Genomic DNA, 22,985 nt, shown 5'->3' with positions numbered 1-22,985 from the left:
GGATCCTGCCGTACAGCCATGAGGTGTGCACGCGCTTCGCGCGGCGGTATGCGAAAGGGGCACTTTGCTGCCGATCGCCTACACGATCCTTAGGCGTTCGGCCGAGACGGCGCCTGGTGGATGCCGTTGGCGACTCGGGGAGACGGCTTCCACAGGCCTTCGTGAGGGGGCACAACGAAGCGGCCGTCGCGATCGACACAGGACGCGCAGCGCTAGTTTGAGCATTTATTAGCAGTTACCTGCCGTTCGAACCTGCACGGGCGTCGTTCGGGCATTTGCGTCGGCGACCTAAAGCGCGAGGAGCTTGGCGAGCCGCATGCCACCTGGATCGCCGTTTGGGCATTTATTAGCTCAGGACAACAGATACGCCTGCACACCAATCCCCGGGAAAACCCGAGCAGCATCTGGCGCAATCTTGCCTACATTGCTTGTATGCAAGATTACTGACTGCTTGCATGCAACCAATCACGGAGACTCCCATGCCCCGTTTCGCCAAATCGCTCTTCGGTCAGGTGGTCATCGCGCTGGTGCTCGGCGTGGTGGCGGGCCTGTTCTTTCCCGAGTTCGCCGCCAAGCTCAAGCCGCTGGGCGACGGCTTCATCAAGCTGATCAAGATGATCATCCCGGTGCTGGTCTTCTGCGTGGTGGTGCACGGGATCGCCGGCGCGGGCGACCTGAAGCGCGTGGGCCGGGTCGGCGTCAAGTCGCTGATCTACTTCGAGGTGCTGACCACCATCGCGCTGGCCATGGGCTTGGTGCTGGGCTTCGTGTTCAAGCCGGGCGTGGGCATGAATGTGGACCCCGGCGCGCTCGACGCCGCGGCCATGAGCGCCTATGCCTCGAACGCCGACAAGCTCACCAGCGGCGGCACGGTGGACTTCCTCATGAAGCTGATCCCGACCACGGTGGTCAACGCCTTCGCCACCGGCGACGTGCTGCAGGTGCTGCTGTTCGCGGTGCTGTTCGGTTGCGCGCTGGCGCTCCTGGGCCCGCGCGGCAAGCCGGTCGGCGATTTCGTCGAGACGCTCTCGCAGGTGCTGTTCAAGATCATGGGCATCATCATCAAGCTGGCGCCGCTGGGCGTGCTGGGCGCCATCGCCTTCACCGTGGGCAAGTACGGCGTCGGCTCGCTCAAGCAACTGGGCATGCTGGTCGCGCTGTTCTACGCGTCCGTCATCGTCTTCGTGTTCGTGGTGCTGGGCTTTGTGATGCGGCTCTCGGGCTTCAGCCTGATCAAGCTGCTGCGCTACCTGCGCGAGGAGCTGACCATCGTGTTCGCCACCACCTCGTCGGACAGCGTGCTGCCGCAGATCATGGCCAAGCTGCGCCACATGGGCATCCGCGACTCGACGGTGGGCCTGGTGATCCCGACCGGCTACTCCTTCAACCTCGACGCCTTCTCGATCTACATCACGCTGGCGGCCGTGTTCATCGCGCAGGCGACCAACACGCCGATCTCGACGGCCGACCTGCTGACCATCCTGGCGATCGCGCTGGTCACTTCCAAGGGTGCGCACGGCGTGCCGGGTTCGGCGATCGTGGTGCTGGCCGCCACCCTGCATGCTATTCCCGCGATCCCGGCGATCGGGCTGGTGCTGGTGCTCTCGGTCGACTGGTTCATGGGCATTGCGCGCGCCCTGGGCAACCTGATCGGCAACTGCGTCGCCACCGTCGCGATCGCGGCCTGGGAAGGCGACATCGACCGCGAGCGCGCCCACGCCGTGCTGAACGGCACCCACTCGCCCGAGGACGAGCCGCTGGCCGAGCCCGGCTCCCCGGTCGCCGCGGCGCATGCCGCCCACGCGGCACACTAGGGCTCCTCCACAAGCCCTCGCCATGACCGACGTCACGCCCACCAACATCGCCGAGCGCGTGGTCGAAGCCATCCTGGCGCAGAAGCTCGCCCCCGGCGATCGCCTCGGCGAGCAGGACCTGGCGGAGAACTTCGGCGTCAGCCGAACGATGGTGCGCGAGGCGCTGATGCAGCTGCAGGCGCGCGGCTTCGTCGAGGTGCAGTCGAGGCGCGGGTGGTACGTGGTGCAGCCTTCGGCCGAAGAGGCGCGCGACGCCTTCGCCGCGCGCCGCATCGTCGAGGCCGGCATCCTGGCCGAGGCGGGGCGGCCGCTCGCGAAGGTGATCCGCAAGCTGCGCGAGCACATCGCCGACGAGAAGCGTGCCATCGCCGGGGCCGACGCCGCGACGCGCGCCTTCCTCCTGGCCGACTTCCACGTCTGCCTGGCCGACCAGATGGGCCACCGCCTGCTGGTCGACGTGCTGCGCGACCTCACGGCCCGCACCACGCTCGCGGCCACGCTGTTCCAGTCGAAGCACGAGGCCGGGCAATCGTGCGCCGAGCATGCGGCCATCGTTGCCGCGCTGGAGGCCGGCGACACGAAGCGTGCGCGGCAGCTGATGCTCGACCACATCGGCAACGTCGAGGAGGCGCTGCAGGTCGAGGCTGAGGCCGCACCGGGCGCCGACGAGCGCCTGCGCGCCACGCTGGCGCCGGTCGCGTTGCCGCGCGCATCGCGCTGAGGGAACGCAAAAGCCGGTCGGCTACAGTAGCCGGCGTATGAATTCACCCGAACTCCAGCGCGGCGTCTTCCTGTTTCTGCTGGCCGTCGTCACGGCCGCCTTTCTCTTGGTCCTGGCGCCCTTCTCCGGCGCCGTGCTCTGGGGCGTGGCGCTCGCCATCCTGTTCACGCCGCTCTACAAGCGGCTGCTTCGCAAGATGCCCAAGCGGCGCAACCTCGCGGCGCTCGCCACGCTCGCGATCTGCCTGGTGATCGTGATCATCCCGCTGTCGATGGTCACCGTCTCGCTGGTGCAGGAGATCTCGGTGGTGACGCAGAAGATCCGCTCGGGCGAAATCAGCTTCGTGCGCTACTTCCAGCAGATCGTGGCCGCTCTGCCGCAATGGCTGCTCAACCTGCTGGACCGCTTCGGCCTCGGCAACATGGAGGCGCTGCTCGGCAGGCTTTCGCAGGGGGCGGCCCAGACCAGCCAGATGATCGCCACCCAGGCCGTCAACATCGGGCAGAACACTTTCGAGTTCTTGGTCAGCTTCGCGGTCATGCTGTATCTGCTGTACTTCCTCTTGCGCGACGGTACCGAGCTGTCGAAGACGGTGCGCGAGGCGCTGCCGATGGCGCGGCCGCACACGCACTACCTGCTCAACAAGTTCACCACCGTGATCCGCGCCACCATCAAGGGCAACGTGGCGGTCGCGGTCGTGCAGGGCGCGCTGGGCGGCATCGCCTTCTGGTTCCTCGACGTGCAGGGGGCGCTGCTCTGGGCCGTGCTGATGGCTTTTCTCTCGCTGCTGCCTGCCGTGGGCGCAGCGCTGATCTGGCTGCCGGTGGCGCTCTATTTCCTGGCCACCGGCGCGATCTGGCAAGGCGTGTTCCTGATCGGCTTCGGCGTGGTCGTGATCGGGCTGGTCGACAACGTCCTGCGCCCGGTGCTGGTCGGCAAGGACACGCAGATGCCGGACTACATCGTGCTGATGTCCACCATCGGCGGCATGGCGCTGTTCGGCGTCAACGGCTTCGTGATCGGGCCGGTGATCGCCGCGCTGTTCATGGCCTCCTGGGACCTGTTCGCCTCGTCGAACAAGGAGCAGGACGAGCCGCCGGCCTGATCCGGGGCCGGTGCGCTTCGCCCGGCGGCGGCTAGCGCGCCCACCACCCCTCCCCGAAGCGCCCCTGCAGAAAGGCCACGAAGCTCGAGACCTTCCCCGGCACCAGCTTGGGCGAAGGGAACACGGCGTGGATCTCCTGCTCGGGCAGCGCATGGCCCGGCAGCACTTCCACCACCTTGCCCGCGGCCAGCGAATCGCTCGCCACGTAGCGCGGCATCAGCGCGATGCCGAGACCCTCGCGCGCCGCGGCGAGCACGGCCGAAAGGTTGTTGGAGCGCAGCCGGCCCGTGACCGGCACCGTGACCGGTTCCCCCTTGGGCGTGTGCATACGCCAGACGTCGTCGCCCACCACGCTGCTGTAGATCAGCGCCACGTGTCCGCTCAGGTCCTGCGCGCGCTTCGGCGTGCCGTGCTTCTTGAGGTAGCCCGGCGCCGCCACCATGACCCACGGGTTCATGCCGAGGAAGCGCGCGCCCAGCGATGAATCGGCCAGCTTGCCCATGCGCACCGCGACGTCGATGCCCTGCGCGATCAGGTCGACATAGCGGTCCTCGAAGCTGAGGTCCACCTGCACCTGCGGGTTGCGCGCCATGTATTCCAGCGCCAGCGGCACCACCACGCGCCGGCCGAAGGCGACCGAGGTGCCGACGCGCAGCAGCCCCTGCGCCTGCGACTCGCGCCGCCGCACCACGTTCTCGGCCTCCTCGGTCTCGCGCACGATGCTCTTGCACTTCTCGTAGTAGAGCGCGCCCGATTCGGTGAGGCTAACGCCGCGCGTGTTGCGGTTGAGCAGGCGCACCTTGAGCCGCGCCTCGGTGGCCGCGACCTGCTTGGTCACGGTGGGCTGGGTGGTGTTGAACTCGCGCGCCGCCTTGGAGAAGCTGCCGGTCTCCACCACGCGCACGAACATCTCCATCGCAAGCAATCGGTCCATGCCCCTGATCGTAGCCAGTTATTCCCCCATGGAATAGCTTTTATAGCCCCGCGCCGCCTTCTGCCCGAGGCCTCGAATTCCTACAGTCGAGGCCTCTGAAGGAGACAACCAACATGGCAAAGATGACCGCGGCCCAGGCCGCCGTTCTGGTGATGGAGAAAGAAGGCGTCACGCAGGCCTTCGGCGTGCCCGGCGCCGCCATCAATCCGCTCTACTCGGCGCTGCGCAAGCACGGCAGCATCGCCCACATCCTGGCGCGCCACGTCGAGGGCGCCTCGCACATGGCCGAGGGCTACACCCGCGCCATCGCCGGCAACATCGGCGTGTGCATCGGCACCTCGGGGCCGGCCGGCACCGACATGATCACCGGGCTCTACTCGGCCTGGGCCGATTCGATCCCGATCCTGTGCATCACCGGCCAGGCGCCGCGCGCACGGCTCTACAAGGAAGACTTCCAGGCGGTGGACATCGAATCGATCTCCAAGCCGGTCACCAAGTGGTCGGTCACGGTGCGCGAGCCGGGCCAGGTGCCGCAGGTGTTCCAGCAGGCCTTCCACCTCATGCGCTCGGGCCGCCCCGGCCCGGTGCTGATCGACCTGCCCTTCGACGTGCAGATGGCGCAGATCGAATTCGACATCGACACCTACCAGCCGCTCACGCCCTACAAGCCGGCGGCCACGCGCGCGCAGATCGAGAAGGCGATCGCGATGCTCAACGCCGCCGAGCGCCCGCTGATCGTGGCCGGCGGCGGCATCATCAACGCCGACGCCAGCGACTTGCTGGTGCGCTTCGCCGAGGCCACCGGCGTGCCGGTGATCCCGACGCTGATGGGCTGGGGCACGATCCCCGACGACCATCCGCTGATGGCCGGCATGTGCGGCCTGCAGACCAGCCACCGCTACGGCAACGCGACCATGCTCGCCTCCGACTTCGTGCTCGGCATCGGCAACCGCTGGGCCAACCGCCACACCGGCTCGGTCGATGTCTACACCAAGGGCCGCACCTTCGTGCACATCGACATCGAGCCGACGCAGATCGGCCGCGTGTTCACGCCCGACTTCGGCATCGTGTCGGACGCCAAGGCCGCGCTCGAGCTCTTCGTCGAAGTGGCCGAGGAGATGAAGGCCAAGGGCCAGCTGCCGAACCGCGGCCAATGGGCCGGCGAGTGCCTCGAGCGCAAGAAGACGATGCTGCGCAAGACCAACTTCGGCGACGTGCCGATGAAGCCGCAGCGCGTCTACCAGTGCATGAACCGCAACTTCAGCCGCGACACCTGCTACGTGAGCACGATCGGGCTGTCGCAGATCGCCGGCGCGCAGTTCCTGCACGTCTACAACCCGCGCAACTGGATCAACTGCGGCCAGGCCGGCCCGCTGGGCTGGACCATTCCCGCCGCGCTCGGCGTGCGCGCCGCGGACCCGACGCGCAAGATCGTCGCGCTCTCGGGCGACTACGACTTCCAGTTCATGATCGAGGAGCTGGCCGTGGGCGCGCAGTTCAAGCTGCCGTACATCCACATCGTGGTCAACAACTCCTATCTCGGCCTGATCCGCCAGGCGCAGCGCGGCTTCGAGATGGACTACTGCGTGCAGCTCGGCTTCGAGAACATCAACGCGGGCGAAGACAGCGGCGTCGAGCGCAGCTACGGCGTGGACCATCTCAAGGTGATCGAGGGCCTGGGCTGCAAGGCGATCCGCGTCTACAAGCAGGAAGAGATGAAGCCCGCCATCCAGCGCGCCGAAGAGCTCATGGCCGAGTTCAGCGTGCCGGTGGTGATCGAGGTGATGCTGGAACGCGTGACCAACATCTCGATGGGCACCGAGATCGACGCCATCAACGAATTCGAGCCGCTGGCCGAAAGCCGCGAAGACGCACCGACCGCAGTCGCCGTCGCAATGCTGGATTGAACCCACCCCCAGGCTTCGCGCACTTCGTGTCGCGCGCGCCTTCCCCCTCACCGGGGGCGACACCAGCGGCCCGGCGAAGCCGGTTCCGCGGTGTCCCCCGAACAGACATAAGGAAACCCGCATGCCCAGATTCGCAGCGAATCTCACGATGCTCTTCACCGAGCTGCCTTTCATGGAACGCTTCGAGGCCGCCGCCAAGGTCGGCTTCAAGGCCGTCGAATACCTGTTCCCCTATGCCTACGACAAGAAGGAGCTGACCGCCGCCCTGCGCGCCAACGGCCTGCAGCAGGTGCTGCACAACCTGCCCGCCGGCAACTGGGACGGCGGCGAGCGCGGCATCGCCTGCCATCCCGACCGGGTGAGCGAGTTCCGCGAAGGCGTGGGCATGGCCATCGACTACGCGACGGCGCTGGGTTGCCCCAAGCTCAACTGCCTGCTCGGCAAGCTGCCGCAAGGCGTGAGCGCCGAAGAAGCACGCAAGGTCGCGGTCGAGAACCTGCGTTTCGCGGCCCGCGAACTGCAGGCGGCCGGCATCATGCTGCTGATCGAGCCGATCAACCACTTCGACATTCCCGGCTTCTTCCTGACCCGCACCGACCAGGCGCTCGCGCTGATCGAGGAGGTCGGCTCCACCAACCTGCTGCTGCAGTACGACATCTATCACGCGCAGCGCATGGAAGGCGAGCTCGGCGCGACGATCGCGAAGAACATGGCCAGGATCGGCCACATCCAGCTGGCCGACAACCCCGGCCGCGGCGAGCCCGGCACCGGCGAGATCAACTATCCGTGGCTCTTCAAGCACATCGATGCGGCCGGCTACACGGGCTGGATCGGCTGCGAATACAAGCCGAAGAGCGACACCGTCAACGGCCTCGGCTGGCGCGCCGCCCTCACCCAATAACGACCTACAGACAAGACATCAAGGAACTCGACGCATGTCCAACACGGCACCCCAGAGAATCGGTTTCATCGGCCTCGGCATCATGGGCGCGCCCATGGCCGGCCACCTGCTCGACGCCGGCCATCAGCTCTTCGTCAACACCCAAGGCCCGGTGCCGGAGCTCTTCGTCGCCAAGGCCACGGTGTGCGCCTCGGCGGCCGAGGTGACGAGGCAGGCCGACATCGTCTTCATCATGGTGCCGGACACGCCCGACGTGGAGAAGGTGCTGTTCGGCGAGAACGGCGTGGCTTCGGCGTTGACCAAGGGCAAGACGGTGGTCGACTGCAGCTCGATCGATCCGATCGCGACCAAGGGCTTCGCGCAAAAGATCACCGACCTCGGCTGCGGCTGGATCGACGCGCCGGTCTCCGGCGGCGAGGTGGGCGCCAAGGCGGCGAGCCTTACCATCATGTGCGGCGGCGACGAAGGCACCTTCGGCCGCGTGCGGCCGCTGCTCGAGAAGATGGGCAAGAACGTCACGCTGGTCGGCGCAGCGGGCGACGGCCAGGTCTGCAAGGTGGCCAACCAGATCATCGTCGCGCTCAACATCGCGGCCGTCGGCGAGGCGCTGGTGTTCGCCAGCAAGGCCGGCGCCGATCCGGCCAAGGTGCGGCAGGCGCTGATGGGCGGGTTCGCCTCCTCGCGCATTCTCGAAGTGCATGGCGAGCGCATGATCAAGCGCACCTTCGCGCCGGGCTTCCGCATCGCGCTGCACCAGAAGGATCTGAACCTGGCGATGCAGAGCGCGCGTTCGCTTGGTGTCGCGCTGCCGCAGACTGCTGGCGCGGCTCAGCTGATGAACGCCTGCGCCGCCTTAGGCCACGGCCAGTCCGACCATTCGGCGCTCGTGAAGGCGCTGGAGGCGCTGGCGCAGCATCCCGTTCAGCCCGACTGATACCAATCTGCGTTCGAACGTGGCGCGCTGCAAAGGCGCCCACGGGTCCGGCGCGGGCGCCTTTGCGGGATGCGTTGTGGCGGTTTCCGGCTTCCCCAAACCACCCCCGACGCCTCCTCCGCGGAAGGTGATCTGCGGACCGGGCGACTTCTGGGGCGGCGAGGAGCGCAGCCTGGGGACGGGCGCGTGCGCAGCACGCGCTTCGTGACTGACTCGCCGCGGCTGTTTGAGCGCAGCGCCCCGCAGGGGCGCGTAGCGAGTTCCGCGGCGCCGTCCCCAAGCGAGCACCGCAGCGGAGTCGGCGCAACGCGCCGACCGCCCCAGCAGGAGCCCGGGCCGCAGACCGCCTTGCGCGGCGCGCAGACTTGCATCACGGCCTTCCGCGGCGCGCAGCGACACCGACGCAGCTTTCGTCCCTCGTGGTTCCACTACACGAAGTGCCCGCGCTTTTGGAGTAGCCTCGTTGGTCGTCAGAAACAAAGGAGACTTCCATGGCCGCCTCCCTGTCACCGGCAGAAGAAGCATTGCGCGACGCCGCGCGCGAATACCACCGCTCCCCGGCCAAAGGCAAGATCTCGATATCCCCGACCAAGCCGCTCCTGAACCAGCGCGACCTCTCGCTGGCCTACTCGCCCGGCGTGGCCTATCCCTGCCTCGACATCGAAGCCGACCCGTCGATGGCGGCCGAGTTCACCTCGCGCGGCAACCTGGTCGGCGTGGTCACCAACGGCACCGCGGTGCTGGGCCTGGGCAACATCGGGCCGCTGGCCGCCAAACCGGTGATGGAAGGCAAGGGCTGCCTGTTCAAGAAGTTCGCCGGCATCGACGTGTTCGACATCGAGCTCGCCGAGACCGACCCCGACAAGCTGGTCGAGATCATCGCCGCGCTCGAGCCGACGCTGGGCGGCATCAACCTCGAGGACATCAAGGCGCCCGAGTGCTTCTACATCGAGCGCAAGCTGCGCGAGCGCATGAACATCCCGGTGTTCCATGACGACCAGCACGGCACGGCCATCATCTCGGCCGCGGCGCTGATGAACGGGCTCGAACTGGTCGGCAAGAAGATCGAGGAGGTGAAGATCGCCGTCTCGGGCGCCGGGGCGGCCGCGATCGCTTGCCTGGATGTGATGATCGGCCTCGGCGCGAAGCCGGCCAACATCTACGCGGTCGACTCCAAGGGCCTGATCTACATCGGCCGCCCGGGCGGCTTCGACGATTCGAAATCGCGCTACGCGCAGAAGGACACCGGCGACCGCACCCTGGCCGACGTGATGAAGAACGCCGACGTGTTCCTCGGCTGCTCGGCGCCCGGGGTGGTCACGCAGGACATGGTCAAGAGCATGGCGAGCCAGCCGATCATCCTGGCGCTGGCCAACCCCGAGCCGGAGATCCGGCCCGAACTCGCCAAGGCAGTCCGCCCCGACTGCATCATCGCGACGGGCCGCTCGGACTACCCGAACCAGGTCAACAACGTCCTCTGCTTTCCCTACATCTTCCGCGGCGCGCTCGACTGCGGCGCGAGCAAGATCACGGAAGAGATGAAGCTGGCCTGCGTGCGCGAGATCGCGGATCTCACCAAGGCCGACATCAGCGAGGAAGTGGCCAACGCCTATGCCGGCCAGGAGCTCGCCTTCGGCCCCGACTACATCATCCCCAAGCCCTTCGACTCGCGCCTGATCCTGCGCATCGCTCCGGCGGTGGCCAAGGCCGCGGCCGACTCGGGCGTGGCCGCGCGGCCGATCGAGGACCTCGAGACCTACCGCCAGAACCTGGCGCGCTTCGTCTACCAGACCGGCATGTTCATGCGCCCGGTGTTCAGCGCCGCCAAGCTCGCGAGCGCCAAGCGCGTGGCCTACTGCGAGGGCGAGGACGACCGCGTGCTGCGCGCCGCGCAACTGGCGGTGGACGAAGGCCTGGCCAAGCCCATCCTGATCGGACGCCCGGCGGTGATCGAGACGCGCATCAAGAAGGCGGGCCTGCGCATCAAGCTCGGCGCGGACGTGGACGTCGTCGACCCCGAGGACGACCCGCGCTTCCGTACCTACTGGGAGAGTTATCACAAGATCATGGGACGCCGCGGCATCACGCCCGAGGCCTCGAAGGCGATGGTGCGGCGCTCCAACACCACCATCGGCTCGCTGATGGTGCACCTGGGCGACGCCGACGCGATGCTGTGCGGGCTGGTGGGCCGCTTCGACAGCCATCTGCGCATCCTGCACAACGTGCTGGGTCTGAAGCGCGGCGCGCCGGGCTTCGCGACCCTCAATGCGCTGACGCTCGAGAAGTACACGCTCTTCATCGCCGATACCAACGTGCACGAAGACCCGAGCGCCGAGACGCTGGCCGAGATCGCGCTCATGGCGGCAGAGGAAGTGCGCCGTTTCGGCCTGCCGCCCAAGGTGGCCTTCCTGTCGCACTCCAACTTCGGCTCCTCCGAGCGCGCTTCGGCGCGCAAGATGCGGCTGGCGCGCGAGCTGTTCGCAAAGATGGCGCCCGATATCGAGTGCGACGGCGAGATGCACGGCGATGCGGCGCTGTCGGACACCGTGCGGCACAACGCCTTGCCCGAGACTTCGCTGACCGGCGAGGCCAACCTCCTGATCTGCCCCAACCTCGATGCCGCCAACATCCTGTTCAACGTGCTGAAGATGACCGGCGGCAACGGCGTGACGGTCGGCCCCATCCTCATGGGCGCGGCCGGCTCGGCCCACATCCTGACGCCCTCGGCCACCGTGCGCCGCGTGCTCAACATGACGGCACTCGCCGTGGCCAATGCCACCTCCCCCAAGTAGGCCGTGCACCAGGATCGACGCCCCGCCGCAGTGCATGCGGCGGGGCGTTTTTCCCGCCCCTCCCGAATGGCGACCGCCATTGACCATGCACTCCATTGGCTCATCGGGAGGGTTCGCACCAAGTGCGTGCCGGCACCGTTTTTGCTTGAATCCCGTGCATTCACCCTCTTACGGAATCTCATGAACAAGCGCCAACTGATCCAGTCCTTTCTTGCCGCCTCGGCGCTCAGCTTCGGCCTCGGCGCCGCCCACGCCCAGGCGCTCACGCCGATCAAGTTCCAGCTCGACTGGCGCTTCGAAGGTCCCGGCGCCTTCTTCACCCATCCGGCCGCCAAAGGCTATTTCAAGGCCAGCGGCCTCGACGTCACGGTCGATGCGGGCAACGGCTCCGGCGGCGCGGTCACGCGTGTCGCCTCCGGTGCCTACGACATGGGCTTCGCCGACCTCGCGGCGCTGATGGAATTCCACGCCAACAATCCTGACAGCCCGAACAAGCCGATCGCGGTGATGATGGTCTACAACAACACGCCGGCCTCGGTCATGACACTCAAGAAGAGCGGCATCGCCAAGCCCGCCGACCTGACCGGCAAGAAGCTCGGCGCACCCGTGTTCGACGCCGGCCGCCGCGCCTTCCCGATCTTCGCCAAGGCCAACAATATCGGCGCGGTCAACTGGACCGCGATGGACCCGACGCTGCGCGAGACCATGCTGATCCGCGGCGACATCGACGCCATCACCGGCTTCACCTTCACTTCGCTGCTCAACCTCGAGGCGCGCGGCGCCAAGGCGGCCGACATCGTGGTGCTGCCCTACCCCGACTACGGCGTGAAGCTCTACGGCAACGCGATCATCGCGTCGCCCAAGCTCGTCAAGGAGAACCCGGCCGCGGTGAAGGCCTTCCTCTCGGCTTTCGCCAAGGGCGCCCGCGAAGTGATCGCCAATCCCGCCGTCGCCATCGAATCGATCAAGGCACGCGATGGCATCGTCAACAGCCAGCTCGAAACGCGCCGCCTCAAGCTCGCGATCGACACCGTGATCAACACGCCCGATGCGCATGCCGAAGGCTTCGGCCAGATCAATGCCGGCCGCCTGGCGCTCATGGCTTCGCAGGTGTCGGACGCCTTCGCAACCAAGACGCGCGTCAACCCCGACGCGATCTGGAACGGCTCCATGCTGCCGCCTGCGGCAGAGCTCAACATCCTGAAGAAATAGGCTCACCCCAGGCTCCCCACTTCGTGGGGTCGCGCGCCCCCTTCGAGGGGGCAATGCCAGCCGACCGGCAAAGCCGGATCGGCGGCCTTCCTGGCGGCGCGTCCCTGCCGCCTTTGCATTGAATCGAACCGCCCGCATGTCGGATACCCACACATCTACCACAGCGCCCTTCGTCGACTTCCAGGACGTCTGGCTCGCCTACAACGAGGAACTGCTCGCAGCCAACCACTTCGCGGTCGAAGCCATCGACCTGAAGGTGAAGCAGGGCGAATTCATCGCCATCGTCGGGCCCTCGGGCTGCGGCAAGTCGACCTTCATGAAGCTCACCACGGGCCTGAAGATGCCCTCGATGGGCAAGATCCGCATCGACGGCCAGCCCGTGACAGGGCCGGTCAAGATCTCGGGCATGGCCTTCCAGGCGCCCTCGCTCCTGCCCTGGCGCACCACGGTCGACAACGTGCTCTTGCCGCTGGAGATCGTCGAGCCCTACCGCTCCACCTTCAAGTCGAAGCGCAAGGAATACGTCGAACGCGCGCGCAAGCTGCTGCAGAAGGTGGGCCTCGGCGGCTATGAAGACAAGTTCCCGTGGCAGCTCTCGGGCGGGATGCAGCAGCGCGCCAGCATCTGCCGCGCGCTGATCCACGAGCCCAAGATGCTGCTGCTCGACGAGCCTTTCGGCGCGCTCGACGCCTTCACGCGCGAGGAGCTCTGGTGCATCCTGCGCGACCTGTGGACCGAGCAGCGCTTCAACGTGATTCTGGTCACGCACGACCTGCGCGAATCGGTGTTCCTGGCCGACACGGTGTACGTGATGAGCAAGAGCCCGGGCCGCTTCGTGGTCAGGCGCGAGATCGAGCTGCCGCGCCCGCGCGAGCTGGAACTGACCTACACCAAGGAATTCACCGACATCGTGCTGGAGCTGCGCGGCCACATCGGCGCCATCCGGAGCAATGCCATCGCGGCCGCCGCCGCAGCGAGCCACGCATGAAGAACGGCAAGCAGATCGAACGCTGGTCGCCCTGGCTGCTGCTCATCGCAGTGATCGTGCTGTGGCAGATCATCTGCGCAGGCTTCGGCGTCTCGGAGTTCATCTTTCCGAGCCCGTGGCGCATCTGGACCCAGTTCTGGGAATTCAAGGAGATCATCGCGGGCCACGCCTGGCGCACCTTCTGGGTGACGATGGCAGGCTTCGGCCTCGCGATCGTGGTCGGCGTGCTGCTGGGCTTCGTGATCGGCAGTTCGCGGCTGGCCTACGCGGCCGTGTATCCGCTGATGACGGCTTTCAACGCGCTGCCCAAGGCCGCCTTCGTGCCCATCCTCGTAGTGTGGTTCGGCATCGGCATCGGCCCGGCGATCCTCACGGCTTTCCTGATCAGCTTCTTCCCGATCATGGTCAACATCGCGACCGGCCTGGCCACGCTCGAGCCCGAGCTGGAGGATGTGCTGCGCGTGCTGGGCGCCAAGCGCTGGGACGTGCTGGTGAAGATCGGCCTGCCGCGCTCCATGCCCTACTTCTACGGCTCGCTCAAGGTCGCGATCACGCTGGCTTTCGTCGGCACCACGGTGAGCGAGATGACGGCCGCCAACGAAGGCATCGGCTACCTGCTGATCTCCGCCGGCTCGGCCATGCAGATGGGCCTGGCCTTCGCGGGCCTGATGGTGGTGGGCGCGATGGCGATGGGGATGTACGAGCTCTTCAGCGCGATCGAGAAGCACACGACGGGCTGGGCGCACCGCGGATCGCAAAATGAATAGGGAGCAGGTCCTTCGCGCCCTGCGCCGCGCGAACGAGGTGGCGCGGCGCGCGATGGCGATGGGCCGCCATCCTTTCGGCGCGCTGCTCGTCGCGCCCGACGGCGAAACGGTGCTCACCGAGCAGGGCAACATCGACACCGTGCAGCACGCCGAGGCCACGCTGGCGCGCAACGCCTCGCTCACCTACCCGGCCGAGTACCTCGCGCAGTGCACGCTCGTCACCACCTTCGAGCCCTGCGCGATGTGCGCCGGCACCATCTACTGGGCGAACATCGGGCGCGTGGCGTACGGCGCCGAAGAGAGTGCGCTTCTCGCGCTCACCGGGGCCCATCCCGAGAACCCGACGCTCTCGCTGGGCTGCCGCGAAGTCTTCGCACGCGGGCAAAAGAAGATCGAGGTCATCGGGCCGGTGCCGGAAGTGGCGGACGAGATGATCGCCACGCACCGCGGCTTCTGGGAAAGCCGGGGGCCACGCGCGGCGGGCGGGTAGCAGGCCATACAGCCGGGTTGTTTCCCGCCGCGCCTTCTCCTATGCTGGCGACCCCCCAACAAGGAGATAAGCAATGATCAAGGTCAGCGTGATGTACCCCCACACGCCCGGAGCGCGATTCGACCACGACTACTACCGCGACAAGCACATGCCGCTGCTCAAGAGCAGGATGGGCGACGCCTGCAAGTCCTACACGATCGACAAGGGGCTGGCCGGCGGCGCACCGGGCGAGCCGCCTACCTATGTCGCGTCCTGCCACATCTTCTGCGACTCGGTGGAAGCTTTCCAGGCGGCCTTCGGCCCGCACGCCAAGGAAATCCTCGGCGACATCCGCAACTACACCGACCTGAAGCCGGTGATGCAGACCAGCGAGGTGGTGGTGGGCTGAGGCGCGCCCATCACGCGCCGCCGATGCCGGCGGTGATCTTGCCGGTGCCGCCGCACTCCGGACATGGCTTGCCGTCGTCGCTGCGGCCGGTGCCGCCGCAGCTGCGGCACAGGGTTTCGCCGGTTCCGGGCGTGCCGGCAGGCGCCTCGTCGCCGGGCTGCATGGGCGGAACCTCGACGGCGGCGCCGGGATCCTCTTCGCCCGCGACCGATTGGTTAGAGAGCTCCGGCGGCTCCGGCTTCGGCCCGGTCTGGGAAGAGGCTGTGTTCTCTTGCGGCTTCATGGCGTACTCCTTCTGCATGGAGAAGCCAGCTTTGCCGTCGCCGAGAGGACTTGGGGCGGGTTGCGTTCTCGATCCGGGGTCGGACGGCGCCTCTTGCCGCCGCCTCAAGCCAGCCGCGTCTCGATCTCCGTCTTGACCTCGGTCATCAGCCGATGCAGCGGGCACTTGCCCGCCACGCGCAGCAGCTCGGCGCGCTGTTCGTCGCTGAGCGGGCCGGTGACGCGCAAGGTGGAATCCAGCCGGTAGACGCCCTTGCGTTCCTCGCTGTCGTCGCGGTTCACCACGACTTCGATGTCTTCCACCGGGATGCCCTTGCGCTTGGCGTAGACCAGCACGGTCAGTGCCTTGCAGGCGGCCAGCGCGGAATCGTAGAGGTCGTGCGGCGTGGGGCCCGCATCCTGGCCGCCCGCATCGGGCGACGGGTCGACCGCGATCTCGTGAGCGCGGACCTTGAGGATGTGACGGGTGCCGGTGGTGCCGTCGCGTCTGACCGCGATGCTCATGGAATTTCCTTTGAAAGCCAGGGATTCAATCGGCGCCGCCGTAGCGCCCGGTGCGGGCGTCGTCCTGTGAATCCACGCGTTGCCATCGGGCGCTCCTGCTGGCGAGAGCGCCCGATGGTGTCACATCTCGAAGGCCTCGACCTGGCGACCGTCGATGTCGGTGAAGCCGTATTCGCGCGCCAGGTCTGCGACGCGGTGCACCGCGCCGCTCTTGTCCAGCATCTTCGGGTCGCCCGCCAGTGCCGCGACTGCGCGGCCCAGGTAGCGCGGCGATTCGGTGCGCGCCAATGCCGGGCGCTCGGTCCAGTGCGCCTCGTCGGTCTTGTGGCCGGTCAGGACGAATTCGGTGCGCATCCAGCCCGGCGACACGGCCAGCGAAGCGACGCCGTGCGGACGCAGCTCCTGCGCCATGCCGAAGGCCAGGCGGTTCATCGCGGCCTTGGCCAGATCGTAGAAAAGGTTGCCGCGCAGGTAGCGATCGCGGTCCCAGAAGGTGGTGGTCACGATCAGCCCGCGGCCCTGCGCGACCATCATCGGTGCGGCAAAGCGGCTGGCCAGCAGGTGGTTGCGCACGCCGCGGTCGAACATCGAATCCCATTGCGCGAGCGAATGCTCCCAGAACGGCGCCTCGAACACGCCGTTGAAGGTCTCGTGGCCGCCCCAGGCGTTGTTCACGAGCAGGTCGAGATGGCCCTCGTCGCGCTGCACCTGCGCGAAGAGCGCAGCCACGTCGTCTTCGCGCGTGTGATCGCAGCGCACCGCGATGCCGCGGCCGCCGGCCCGCGTGACCTCCTCGGCGGTCGCATCGATGCTGCCCGGCACCGCGTCGAGCCCGGAGAGCGCGAGGATGTCGCCATAGGTGTCGGCGGGCTGCGCGCGCGTGCTGCGCCCGGTGACATACACCGTGGCCCCCGCCGCGCCCAACTCGACGGCGATGCCGCGCCCGGCGCCTCGGCTGGCGCCCGTGACCACGGCGATGCAGTTCTTCAGCGTCGGGGCCATTCGTCTCCTTTCGTTCTCTTCAGCCGATGCCCGAAGCTAGCGCCCGCTCAGCCCGCCGTCTTGAAGAAACCGAAACGCAGTGGCGTCTCGCGGCACAGTCGTCGGGCGGAGATAGAGGCGCTCGCCCATCTGCCAATGCTAAGCGTTCGAGATCGAGCCAGAGCGAGGCGCGGGAAGCTCGCACTTGAGTTTTTCGCAATCGAGGCTAGGCTGGCGGCATGGACCGCCTGCCCCCGCTGAATGCGTTGCGCGCCTTCGAGGCCGCAGCGCGGCACCTGAGCATCACCGTCGCTGCGGGCGAACTGCATGTCACGCCCGGCGCGGTGAGCCGCCAGATCAAGCTGCTGGAGGACACGCTGGGCCTGCAGCTGCTGCACCGCGGGCACCGCCAGATCTCGCTGACGCGGGCCGGCGCGGATTACTTCCGTGCCGTGACCAAGGCCGTCGATGCGCTGCGCGAGGCCACCAGGCGCCTCACGCGACGCACGCAGCGCAAGCAGCTCAAGGTGCGTTCGTACACGACCTTCGCGATGCGCTGGCTCATCCCGCGGCTTTCCGGATTCCACCAAGCCCATCCCGACATCGAGGTCCTCCTGACCGCCTCGCTGGACGAAGTCGACTTCCGCAAGGAGGACCTCGACGCGGCGATCCGCCTTGGCGACGGCAAGTGGCCCGGCGCGAACAGCCATATGCTGGTCGCCAACATCCTCGCGCCCGTGTGCAGCCCCGCACTCCTGAAAGGCCGCACCAAGCTGCGCAAGCCGGCAGACCTGCGCCACTTCACCTTGCTGCACTCGATCGCCCGTCCTGACGACTGGGCTTACTGGCTGGACGCCAACGGCGTGGCGCAGCAGGTCGACAGCGCCGCGGGCATGACCTACCAAAGCTCCGCGATGGCCTACGCCGCCGCGATCGAAGGGCAAGGGCTGGCCATGGCGCAGCTCTTCCTGGTCGAGGACGACCTGCGCGACGGCAAGCTCGTCATGCCCTTCAAGAAGACGCTCGACATGGGCAGCCATACCTACTACCTGCTGACGCCGGCCGGGCGGCCGGAGAGCGCATCGATGAAGCAGTTCCGGACCTGGATGCTCGCGCAGTTCGCGCTGCGGCCATAGTCGCTTTCGGCAGGGCAGGAACGAAGATCTATTCAACCTTCGACGAGGAAGCTCGGCAGCAACCTGGCTGCACCCTGCAGAAGCTCGAACTCGTCATCGGAGAGCGGCAGGGGTGCCGTGTCGAAATGGCTCAGCGTGCCCCAAAGCTCGCCGGCATTGCTCACCAGCGGAACGCTGTGATACGAGACGACCACGCCTCGGTAAGGGTGACCTTCAAGCCTTGGGTCAGCCGCCGAGTCGTCGGTACGGAACGAACTATCCCGAAGAACGAACTGACAGAAGCTCTTGTCGAAGGGCACTGCCGCAAGGTATTCGGGCCGCATCTCTCCCGCCTTGTCGTGCAGCAGGACGTTTCGCAGCATGGGGCCGGCGAAGCGATAGACGGCGCTGAACCGGTGCGGGACGCCTTCGTTCAGATAGGCAAGTGCCGCAGCCGTGCCCTCGGCATGCAGGATGGCCGAGAGCGTCTCCAGATTGCGGGGCAATGCCATCCCTCGATTTTTTCGCCTCGAGGGAGGTGGCGGACATGATGGATACCCGAAGTCCAGCGCCCTGCCGCTGAGGCTTGGCAGTTCCGGCAGGACGACTTCGCGCGCGTCTACTGCCCCACGACCGACCAGCCCGCTTGCTGGTTCGTCTTGTCGTTCTCGTATTCCCACCGCGTACCGCAGGCGTCGCACCTGTAGCTGGTGACATTGACGGTGCGGCCGCCGCGGTCGCCATCGCTGCGCTCGGCCTTGCGGCTGGACACCTGCACGAGTTCGGCGTGCCCGGCTGCGCGGCGCCAGTTCCTCTGGATGCCCGCGCACGAGGCGCACAGCGTCATCCTCTTCAATTCGTCTCTTCGGTTGGACTCGTTCGCCATGCGGCTTCTGCTCCCTATCGATTGGCTTTCAGCCGGGCATGTTAGCAATACGGGCCTCCTCGGAGGACACGACGCGCTCCGCGAGCAGGCGCTCGATGTGCATCGCGTCGTAGCCCGCCGCCGCCAGGATCTCGCGCGTGTGCTGCCCTCGGCGCGGCGCCGGCGCGTGCGGCAGGCGGTTGGTTTCGGCGCTGTTGATCGGGAAGCCCGGCGTCCGGACCGCGCCTGCGGCCGGATCGTCGAGCGTGGCGATCATCTGGTTGGCAGCCACCTGCGGATGCCGCTCGACATCGCCGTAGTCGGCGACGCGCGCACACAGGATGTCGGCGGCGTTGAGCTCGGCGAGCCAATGGTCGGTCGAGCGGGCGCGGAATGCCCCGGCCAGGACGTCACGCATCGCTCCCCGGTGGACCACGCGCAGGGGCGAGCTGGCGAAGCGTTCGTCGCCGATCAACTGCGGGAGTGCCAGCGCTTCGCACAGCCGGTCCCAGCGCCCGCCGTTGTACGCGGCCACCATGATCCAGCCGTCGGCGGTTTCGAAAGCCTCGTTGGGCGCGGAGTACGGCGCCGCACTGCCCATGCGCTGCGGGAGCTCGCCATCCGAGAGGTAGCTGGTGAACGAAGACTGCTGCAACGCCAGCGCCGCGTTCATCAGGTTCACATCGAGATAGCCGCCCTGCCCGCTTTGCGTGCGCTGCTGCAGCTGCGCCAGCACGCCCACGCAGGCGACGTAGCCGGTGACGACATCGACCACCGGCGCCTGCACCTTGCCCGGCTCGGCGCCCGGCGATCCGATCAGGCTCATCAGTCCGCTGTCGGCCTGCAGGATGCCGTCGACGCCGGCGCGATCGGCATACGGGCCGTTCTGCCCGTAGGCGGAGATGGAGCAGTACACCAGGCGCGGATGGTCGACCGCGAGCTGTGCATAGCCGAGGCCGAGCCGCTCCATGACGCCGGGCCGCATGCTTTCGATCACGACGTCGGCTTGCGCGATCAGGGTGCGAGCGACGGCCATGCCTTCGGGGGCCTTGAGGTCCAGGCACAGCCCGAGCTTGTTGCGGTTGAAGGCGTGGAACAGCGCGCTGTCGTCGCCGATCCACGGCGGGCCGAGCGTTCGTCCGAGTTCGCCCTCGGGGGCCTCGACCTTGATCACGCGGGCGCCCATGTCGGCCAGCAGCATCGAGCAGGTGGGCCCGGCGCCGATCTGCGTGAAGTCGACGACCTTCAGGTTCTCGAGTGCAGTGCGCAGCATGGCGATGTCTCCTTCATGGTTCAGTTCGACTGGCGCCTGAAAGCCCCTTGGGCCGTGGCGATGACGGCGCCGTCGTCGTCGACCAGCTCGGCGCTAGCGAAGTAGACGCGTCTGCCGCCGCCCGTCACCCGCCCGCGCGCCTGGACTTCGCCCCGGCTGGCCCGAGCGAGATAGCTGACCGACAGCGTCAAGGTCAGCGCATTGACCGGCGCCTCATCACCCTGCGTCATCAGTCCGGCGTAGCCGCAGGCGGCATCGAGCAGCGTGGCGGTCACGCCGCCCTGAAGGCTGGCCTGGCGGTTGAGATGCCGGGCTTCGAGCGCAAGCGCCAGGGCGCATCGGCCGGGGCGCCATTCGACAAGCCGGATGCCCAGGTGCTCGAGCAGCGGGTTATCGAGCCGCAACGCAGGACCGGCGCTCATTGCTCGATCTTCAACTTGAGTTCGCTGACCAGGCGCGCCCAGCGAAGCAGGTCTTTGTCGAGCAGCTGCCTGGCCTCTGCGGGACTGGAAGAGCGGGTCTCGAAACCCTGCTTGGCCAGGCGCGCCTGGACCTCGGGGTTCTTGAGCGCTTCCACCACCGCGGCATTGAGCTTGTCGATGACCGGCTTCGGCGTCTGCGCCGGGGCGAGCAGGCTGTACCAGAGCGAGGCTTCGTAGTTCTTGAAACCGACCTCGCCGAAGGTCGGAAGCTGCGGCAAGGCCGCCGATTTGGCCTGTCCCGCGATGCCGAGCGCGCGCAGCTTGCCGCTCTCGATGAAGGGGAGCACCGAGGCCATGGTGCCGAAGGCCAGCTGCACCTGCCCGCCGATCACGTCGGCGATGGCGGGCGCGGTACCGCGGTAAGGCACGTGAACCAGCTGCGTCTTCGCCATGTTGGCGAACACCTCGCCTGCCAGGTGCTGCGGCGTGCCGTTGCCGGGGCTGCTGTACGTCAGCTTGCCGCTGTGGGCCTTGGCGTACTGCACGAACTCGGCAAGCGTCCGATAGGGCTCGGCCGGATGGGCCACCAGCACGATCGGCACCGAAGCCAGCAGGCTGATCGGCGCGAAGTCTTTTTCCAGCTTGAAGGGCGTCTTGACGCCGATGGCCGGATTGATCGTCACCTGGTTGGAAGCCAGCAGCAAGGTATAGCCATCGGCCGGCGCACGCGCCACGATGTCGGTGCCGAGGTTGCCGCCGGCTCCCGGCCGGTTGTCGACCACCACGGTCTGGCCGAGGATTTCCGCGATGCGCGGGCCGATGGCGCGCGCCAGGATGTCGTTGCCGCCGCCGGGCGCGAACGGCACCACGAGCGTGATCGCCTTCGCCGGATACGCAGGCTGCTGCGCATGGGCGAGCGGCCAGCTGCAGAGCGCGGCGGCCGCAAGCGCCAGCAACGAACGGCGGTGGGTGGAATGGGTGTTCATGCGTGTCTCCTTGGATCGATGTTCAGCGGCCCGCATAGCAGGGCGTGCGTTTCTCGGCGAAAGCCCTGCGGCCCTCGATGCGGTCTTGCGTATCCCGCAGCACGCCCCAGTACAGCTCGGTGAGCTGCTGCGCGTCGGCTTCGCCGAGGTGCGCCGTCTGGCGCGACAGCTTCTTCACGGCCTGCACCGCCAGCGGCGCGTTGCCGGCGATGCGCCGCGCCAGGGCCAAGGCGCGGTCGAGCAGCGCGGCGGGTTCTTCCACCAGCTCCGACACCAGACCGATGCGCTGGGCGGTGCTCGCATCGATGCGCTGCGCCGTCAGCACCATCTGCATCGCATGCGCCGACGGCACGGCCTTGAGCAGGCGGTGCAGGCCGGACACGGCGGGAATCGAGCCGACGGCCGTCTCCGGCAAGCCGAAGCTTGCATTCGCCGAGGCGATGCGCAGGTCGCACTGGAGCGCCAGCTCCAGCCCGGCGCCGAGGCAATGGCCATTGACGGCCGCGATGAGCGGCTTGAACAGGCAGAGCTCGCCCAGGTCCATGAGCCGGATGTACAGGCCCATGTCGGCTGCCGGCGCGGACGCGCGGAACAATGCTTCGGCATAAGGTGCAGGCGACATCTGCGTGCCCTTGAGATCGGCGCCGGCGCAGAAGGCCTTGTTCCCTGCGCCGGTGAGGACGGCCACGCGCAGGTCGTCGCGGTCGCGCACCTCGACCAGGCAGCGGCGCAGTTCGCGCAGCGCCGAAAGGTCCAGCGCATTCAGCGCTTCGGGACGGTCCAGCGTGATCAGCGCCACCTGGTCCTCGATATCCAGACGAACGGTCATGCGGTGCTCCTAGACGCTGGGCGATGACAGGCTGCGGCCGCCGCAGACGTAAAGGGTCTGGCCGGTCACATAGGACGCCGCCGGATCGAGGAAGAACTCGACCGCCAGCGCGATGTCGTCCGCCGTGCCGATGCGCCGCACCGGCACCGAATCCTTGAGCCGCGCCTGCACCTCCGGCGCGAAGTTGCGGAACAGCGGCGTGTCGACGATGCCGGGCGCTACCGCGTTGACGGTCACGCCCTTGGCGGCGAACTCGATCGCCAGGCTGCGCGTCAGGCTCACCACGCCGCCCTTGGCCGCCGAGTAGTTGGCCTGGCCGAAGCCGCCGAGCCAGGCGCGCGAGGAGAGGTTGACGATGCGGCCGAAGCCGCGCTCCACCATGCCGGGCAGCGCTGCGCGGCAGCAGACGAACTGCGAGCGCAGGTTGGAGTCGATGACGACGTCCCAGTCCTCGTCGGTCATCTTCAGGAAGCGCGTGTCGCGCACCGCGCCCGCGTTGTTGACGAGGAAGTCGACGCGGCCGGCGCTGGCGAGAATCCTGTCGAAGGCCGCATCGACGGCCTTGGAGTCGGTCAGGTCCACCGCAACGCCCATGGCCTTTCGCCCGTTCTGTTGCAAGACGGTTACCGCAGCGTCGAGTGCCGCACCATCGCGGTCGAGCAAGGCGACGCTGAGGCCTTGTGCGGAGAGCCGCGTCGCGATGCCGAGGCCGATGCCGCGGGCGGCGCCGGTGACCACGGCCACGTGTTCGGGGTTGAATCTGCTTTCGCTCATC

24 protein-coding genes are annotated in these 22,985 nt (G+C 67.5%); 13 read left to right on the top strand and 11 right to left on the bottom strand.

All coding sequences use genetic code 11. From position 1 onward, the window contains the following. Positions 1-479: 479 nt before the first annotated feature. Genes EJI01_RS24650 through EJI01_RS24640 form a run of 3 tightly spaced genes read left to right on the top strand, consistent with a single transcriptional unit; the run spans position 480 to position 3,640 of the window. On the top strand, positions 480-1,814 hold the full coding sequence (locus EJI01_RS24650) for a C4-dicarboxylate transporter DctA (RefSeq protein ID WP_126839761.1): 1,335 nt from the start codon (positions 480-482) through the stop codon (positions 1,812-1,814). Between the two features lie 22 nt (positions 1,815-1,836). Beyond that, positions 1,837-2,535 (top strand): GntR family transcriptional regulator, encoded by a 699-nt coding sequence (locus EJI01_RS24645; RefSeq protein WP_126839760.1) that lies wholly within the window; start codon positions 1,837-1,839, stop codon positions 2,533-2,535. Between the two features lie 37 nt (positions 2,536-2,572). After that, positions 2,573-3,640: an AI-2E family transporter gene (locus EJI01_RS24640; protein ID WP_126839759.1), complete on the top strand. Its 1,068-nt coding sequence runs from the start codon at positions 2,573-2,575 to the stop codon at positions 3,638-3,640. Between the two features lie 31 nt (positions 3,641-3,671). On the opposite strand, the gene EJI01_RS24635 is transcribed toward EJI01_RS24640, so the two are convergent. After that, positions 3,672-4,574: a LysR family transcriptional regulator gene (locus EJI01_RS24635; RefSeq protein WP_126839758.1), complete on the bottom strand. Its 903-nt coding sequence runs from the start codon at positions 4,572-4,574 to the stop codon at positions 3,672-3,674. Between the two features lie 113 nt (positions 4,575-4,687). Here EJI01_RS24635 and gcl point away from each other — a divergent pair, with 113 nt between their 5' ends. The 9 genes from gcl (at position 4,688) to EJI01_RS24590 (ending at position 14,953) form a co-directional block, all read left to right on the top strand. After that, positions 4,688-6,481: a glyoxylate carboligase gene (gcl, locus tag EJI01_RS24630; protein WP_126839757.1), complete on the top strand. Its 1,794-nt coding sequence runs from the start codon at positions 4,688-4,690 to the stop codon at positions 6,479-6,481. A gap of 121 nt (positions 6,482-6,602) precedes the next feature. Continuing rightward, positions 6,603-7,382 (top strand): hydroxypyruvate isomerase, encoded by a 780-nt coding sequence (gene hyi / locus EJI01_RS24625; protein ID WP_126839756.1) that lies wholly within the window; start codon positions 6,603-6,605, stop codon positions 7,380-7,382. A gap of 34 nt (positions 7,383-7,416) precedes the next feature. Beyond that, a complete protein-coding gene (locus EJI01_RS24620) occupies positions 7,417-8,316 on the top strand; it encodes a 2-hydroxy-3-oxopropionate reductase (RefSeq protein ID WP_126839755.1) in 900 nt (299 codons plus the stop codon). 491 nt (positions 8,317-8,807) lie between these two features. Next, positions 8,808-11,108 carry an NADP-dependent malic enzyme gene (locus tag EJI01_RS24615; RefSeq protein ID WP_126839754.1) on the top strand — a complete coding sequence of 767 codons (2,301 nt, stop codon included), beginning with the start codon at positions 8,808-8,810 and terminating at the stop codon, positions 11,106-11,108. Positions 11,109-11,288: 180 nt separating this feature from the next. Then, entirely contained in the window at positions 11,289-12,320 is a 1,032-nt protein-coding gene (locus EJI01_RS24610; RefSeq protein ID WP_126839753.1) for an ABC transporter substrate-binding protein, read from the top strand. A 136-nt stretch (positions 12,321-12,456) separates the two neighbouring features. Further along, positions 12,457-13,308 carry an ABC transporter ATP-binding protein gene (locus tag EJI01_RS24605; protein WP_126839752.1) on the top strand — a complete coding sequence of 284 codons (852 nt, stop codon included), beginning with the start codon at positions 12,457-12,459 and terminating at the stop codon, positions 13,306-13,308. Next, positions 13,305-14,075 carry an ABC transporter permease gene (locus tag EJI01_RS24600; RefSeq protein WP_126839751.1) on the top strand — a complete coding sequence of 257 codons (771 nt, stop codon included), beginning with the start codon at positions 13,305-13,307 and terminating at the stop codon, positions 14,073-14,075. Before EJI01_RS24605 ends, EJI01_RS24600 begins: the two co-directional genes overlap by 4 nt. Then, on the top strand, positions 14,068-14,565 hold the full coding sequence (locus EJI01_RS24595) for a nucleoside deaminase (RefSeq protein ID WP_126839750.1): 498 nt from the start codon (positions 14,068-14,070) through the stop codon (positions 14,563-14,565). Before EJI01_RS24600 ends, EJI01_RS24595 begins: the two co-directional genes overlap by 8 nt. 73 nt (positions 14,566-14,638) lie before the next feature. Beyond that, the gene (locus EJI01_RS24590) at positions 14,639-14,953 is read left to right on the top strand and encodes an EthD family reductase (RefSeq protein WP_126839749.1); all 315 of its coding nucleotides are present in this window, start codon (positions 14,639-14,641) and stop codon (positions 14,951-14,953) included. 10 nt (positions 14,954-14,963) lie between these two features. On the opposite strand, the gene EJI01_RS28885 is transcribed toward EJI01_RS24590, so the two are convergent. The 3 genes from EJI01_RS28885 to EJI01_RS24575 form a co-directional block, all read right to left on the bottom strand. Continuing rightward, on the bottom strand, positions 14,964-15,236 hold the full coding sequence (locus EJI01_RS28885) for a hypothetical protein (RefSeq protein ID WP_126839748.1): 273 nt from the start codon (positions 15,234-15,236) through the stop codon (positions 14,964-14,966). A gap of 104 nt (positions 15,237-15,340) precedes the next feature. After that, entirely contained in the window at positions 15,341-15,739 is a 399-nt protein-coding gene (locus EJI01_RS24580; RefSeq protein WP_126839747.1) for an OsmC family protein, read from the bottom strand. Between the two features lie 120 nt (positions 15,740-15,859). Next, positions 15,860-16,741 carry an SDR family oxidoreductase gene (locus tag EJI01_RS24575; RefSeq protein ID WP_126839746.1) on the bottom strand — a complete coding sequence of 294 codons (882 nt, stop codon included), beginning with the start codon at positions 16,739-16,741 and terminating at the stop codon, positions 15,860-15,862. A gap of 218 nt (positions 16,742-16,959) precedes the next feature. Between EJI01_RS24575 and gcvA the strand changes: the two genes are divergently transcribed. Then, the gene (gcvA, locus tag EJI01_RS24570; RefSeq protein ID WP_126839745.1) at positions 16,960-17,856 is read left to right on the top strand and encodes a transcriptional regulator GcvA; all 897 of its coding nucleotides are present in this window, start codon (positions 16,960-16,962) and stop codon (positions 17,854-17,856) included. A 32-nt stretch (positions 17,857-17,888) separates the two neighbouring features. Here gcvA and EJI01_RS24565 read toward each other — a convergent pair whose 3' ends face one another. The 7 genes from EJI01_RS24565 to EJI01_RS24535 form a co-directional block, all read right to left on the bottom strand. Beyond that, on the bottom strand, positions 17,889-18,347 hold the full coding sequence (locus EJI01_RS24565) for a GAF domain-containing protein (RefSeq protein WP_126839744.1): 459 nt from the start codon (positions 18,345-18,347) through the stop codon (positions 17,889-17,891). Positions 18,348-18,454: 107 nt separating this feature from the next. Further along, positions 18,455-18,721, bottom strand: coding sequence for a hypothetical protein (locus tag EJI01_RS24560; RefSeq protein ID WP_126839743.1), 267 nt, complete (start codon positions 18,719-18,721; stop codon positions 18,455-18,457). Positions 18,722-18,749: 28 nt separating this feature from the next. Beyond that, on the bottom strand, positions 18,750-19,973 hold the full coding sequence (locus EJI01_RS24555; protein ID WP_126839742.1) for a CaiB/BaiF CoA transferase family protein: 1,224 nt from the start codon (positions 19,971-19,973) through the stop codon (positions 18,750-18,752). Positions 19,974-19,993: 20 nt separating this feature from the next. Next, complete coding sequence (locus tag EJI01_RS24550) at positions 19,994-20,395, bottom strand: PaaI family thioesterase (protein WP_126839741.1); 402 nt, start codon at positions 20,393-20,395, stop codon at positions 19,994-19,996. Further along, a complete protein-coding gene (locus EJI01_RS24545) occupies positions 20,392-21,381 on the bottom strand; it encodes a tripartite tricarboxylate transporter substrate binding protein (RefSeq protein ID WP_126839740.1) in 990 nt (329 codons plus the stop codon). The genes EJI01_RS24550 and EJI01_RS24545 overlap by 4 nt, the downstream gene beginning before the upstream one ends. Positions 21,382-21,403: 22 nt before the next feature. Next, on the bottom strand, positions 21,404-22,210 hold the full coding sequence (locus tag EJI01_RS24540; RefSeq protein ID WP_126839739.1) for an enoyl-CoA hydratase/isomerase family protein: 807 nt from the start codon (positions 22,208-22,210) through the stop codon (positions 21,404-21,406). A gap of 9 nt (positions 22,211-22,219) precedes the next feature. Beyond that, positions 22,220-22,984, bottom strand: coding sequence for an SDR family NAD(P)-dependent oxidoreductase (locus EJI01_RS24535; protein WP_126839738.1), 765 nt, complete (start codon positions 22,982-22,984; stop codon positions 22,220-22,222). Position 22,985 lies beyond the last annotated feature (1 nt).

Origin of the sequence: Variovorax sp. MHTC-1 (assembly GCF_003984645.1) — a bacterium.
Lineage (GTDB): Bacteria > Pseudomonadota > Gammaproteobacteria > Burkholderiales > Burkholderiaceae_C > Variovorax.
Note: the sequence above shows the minus strand (reverse complement) of the source record. Positions and strands in the feature narration are given on the sequence as shown.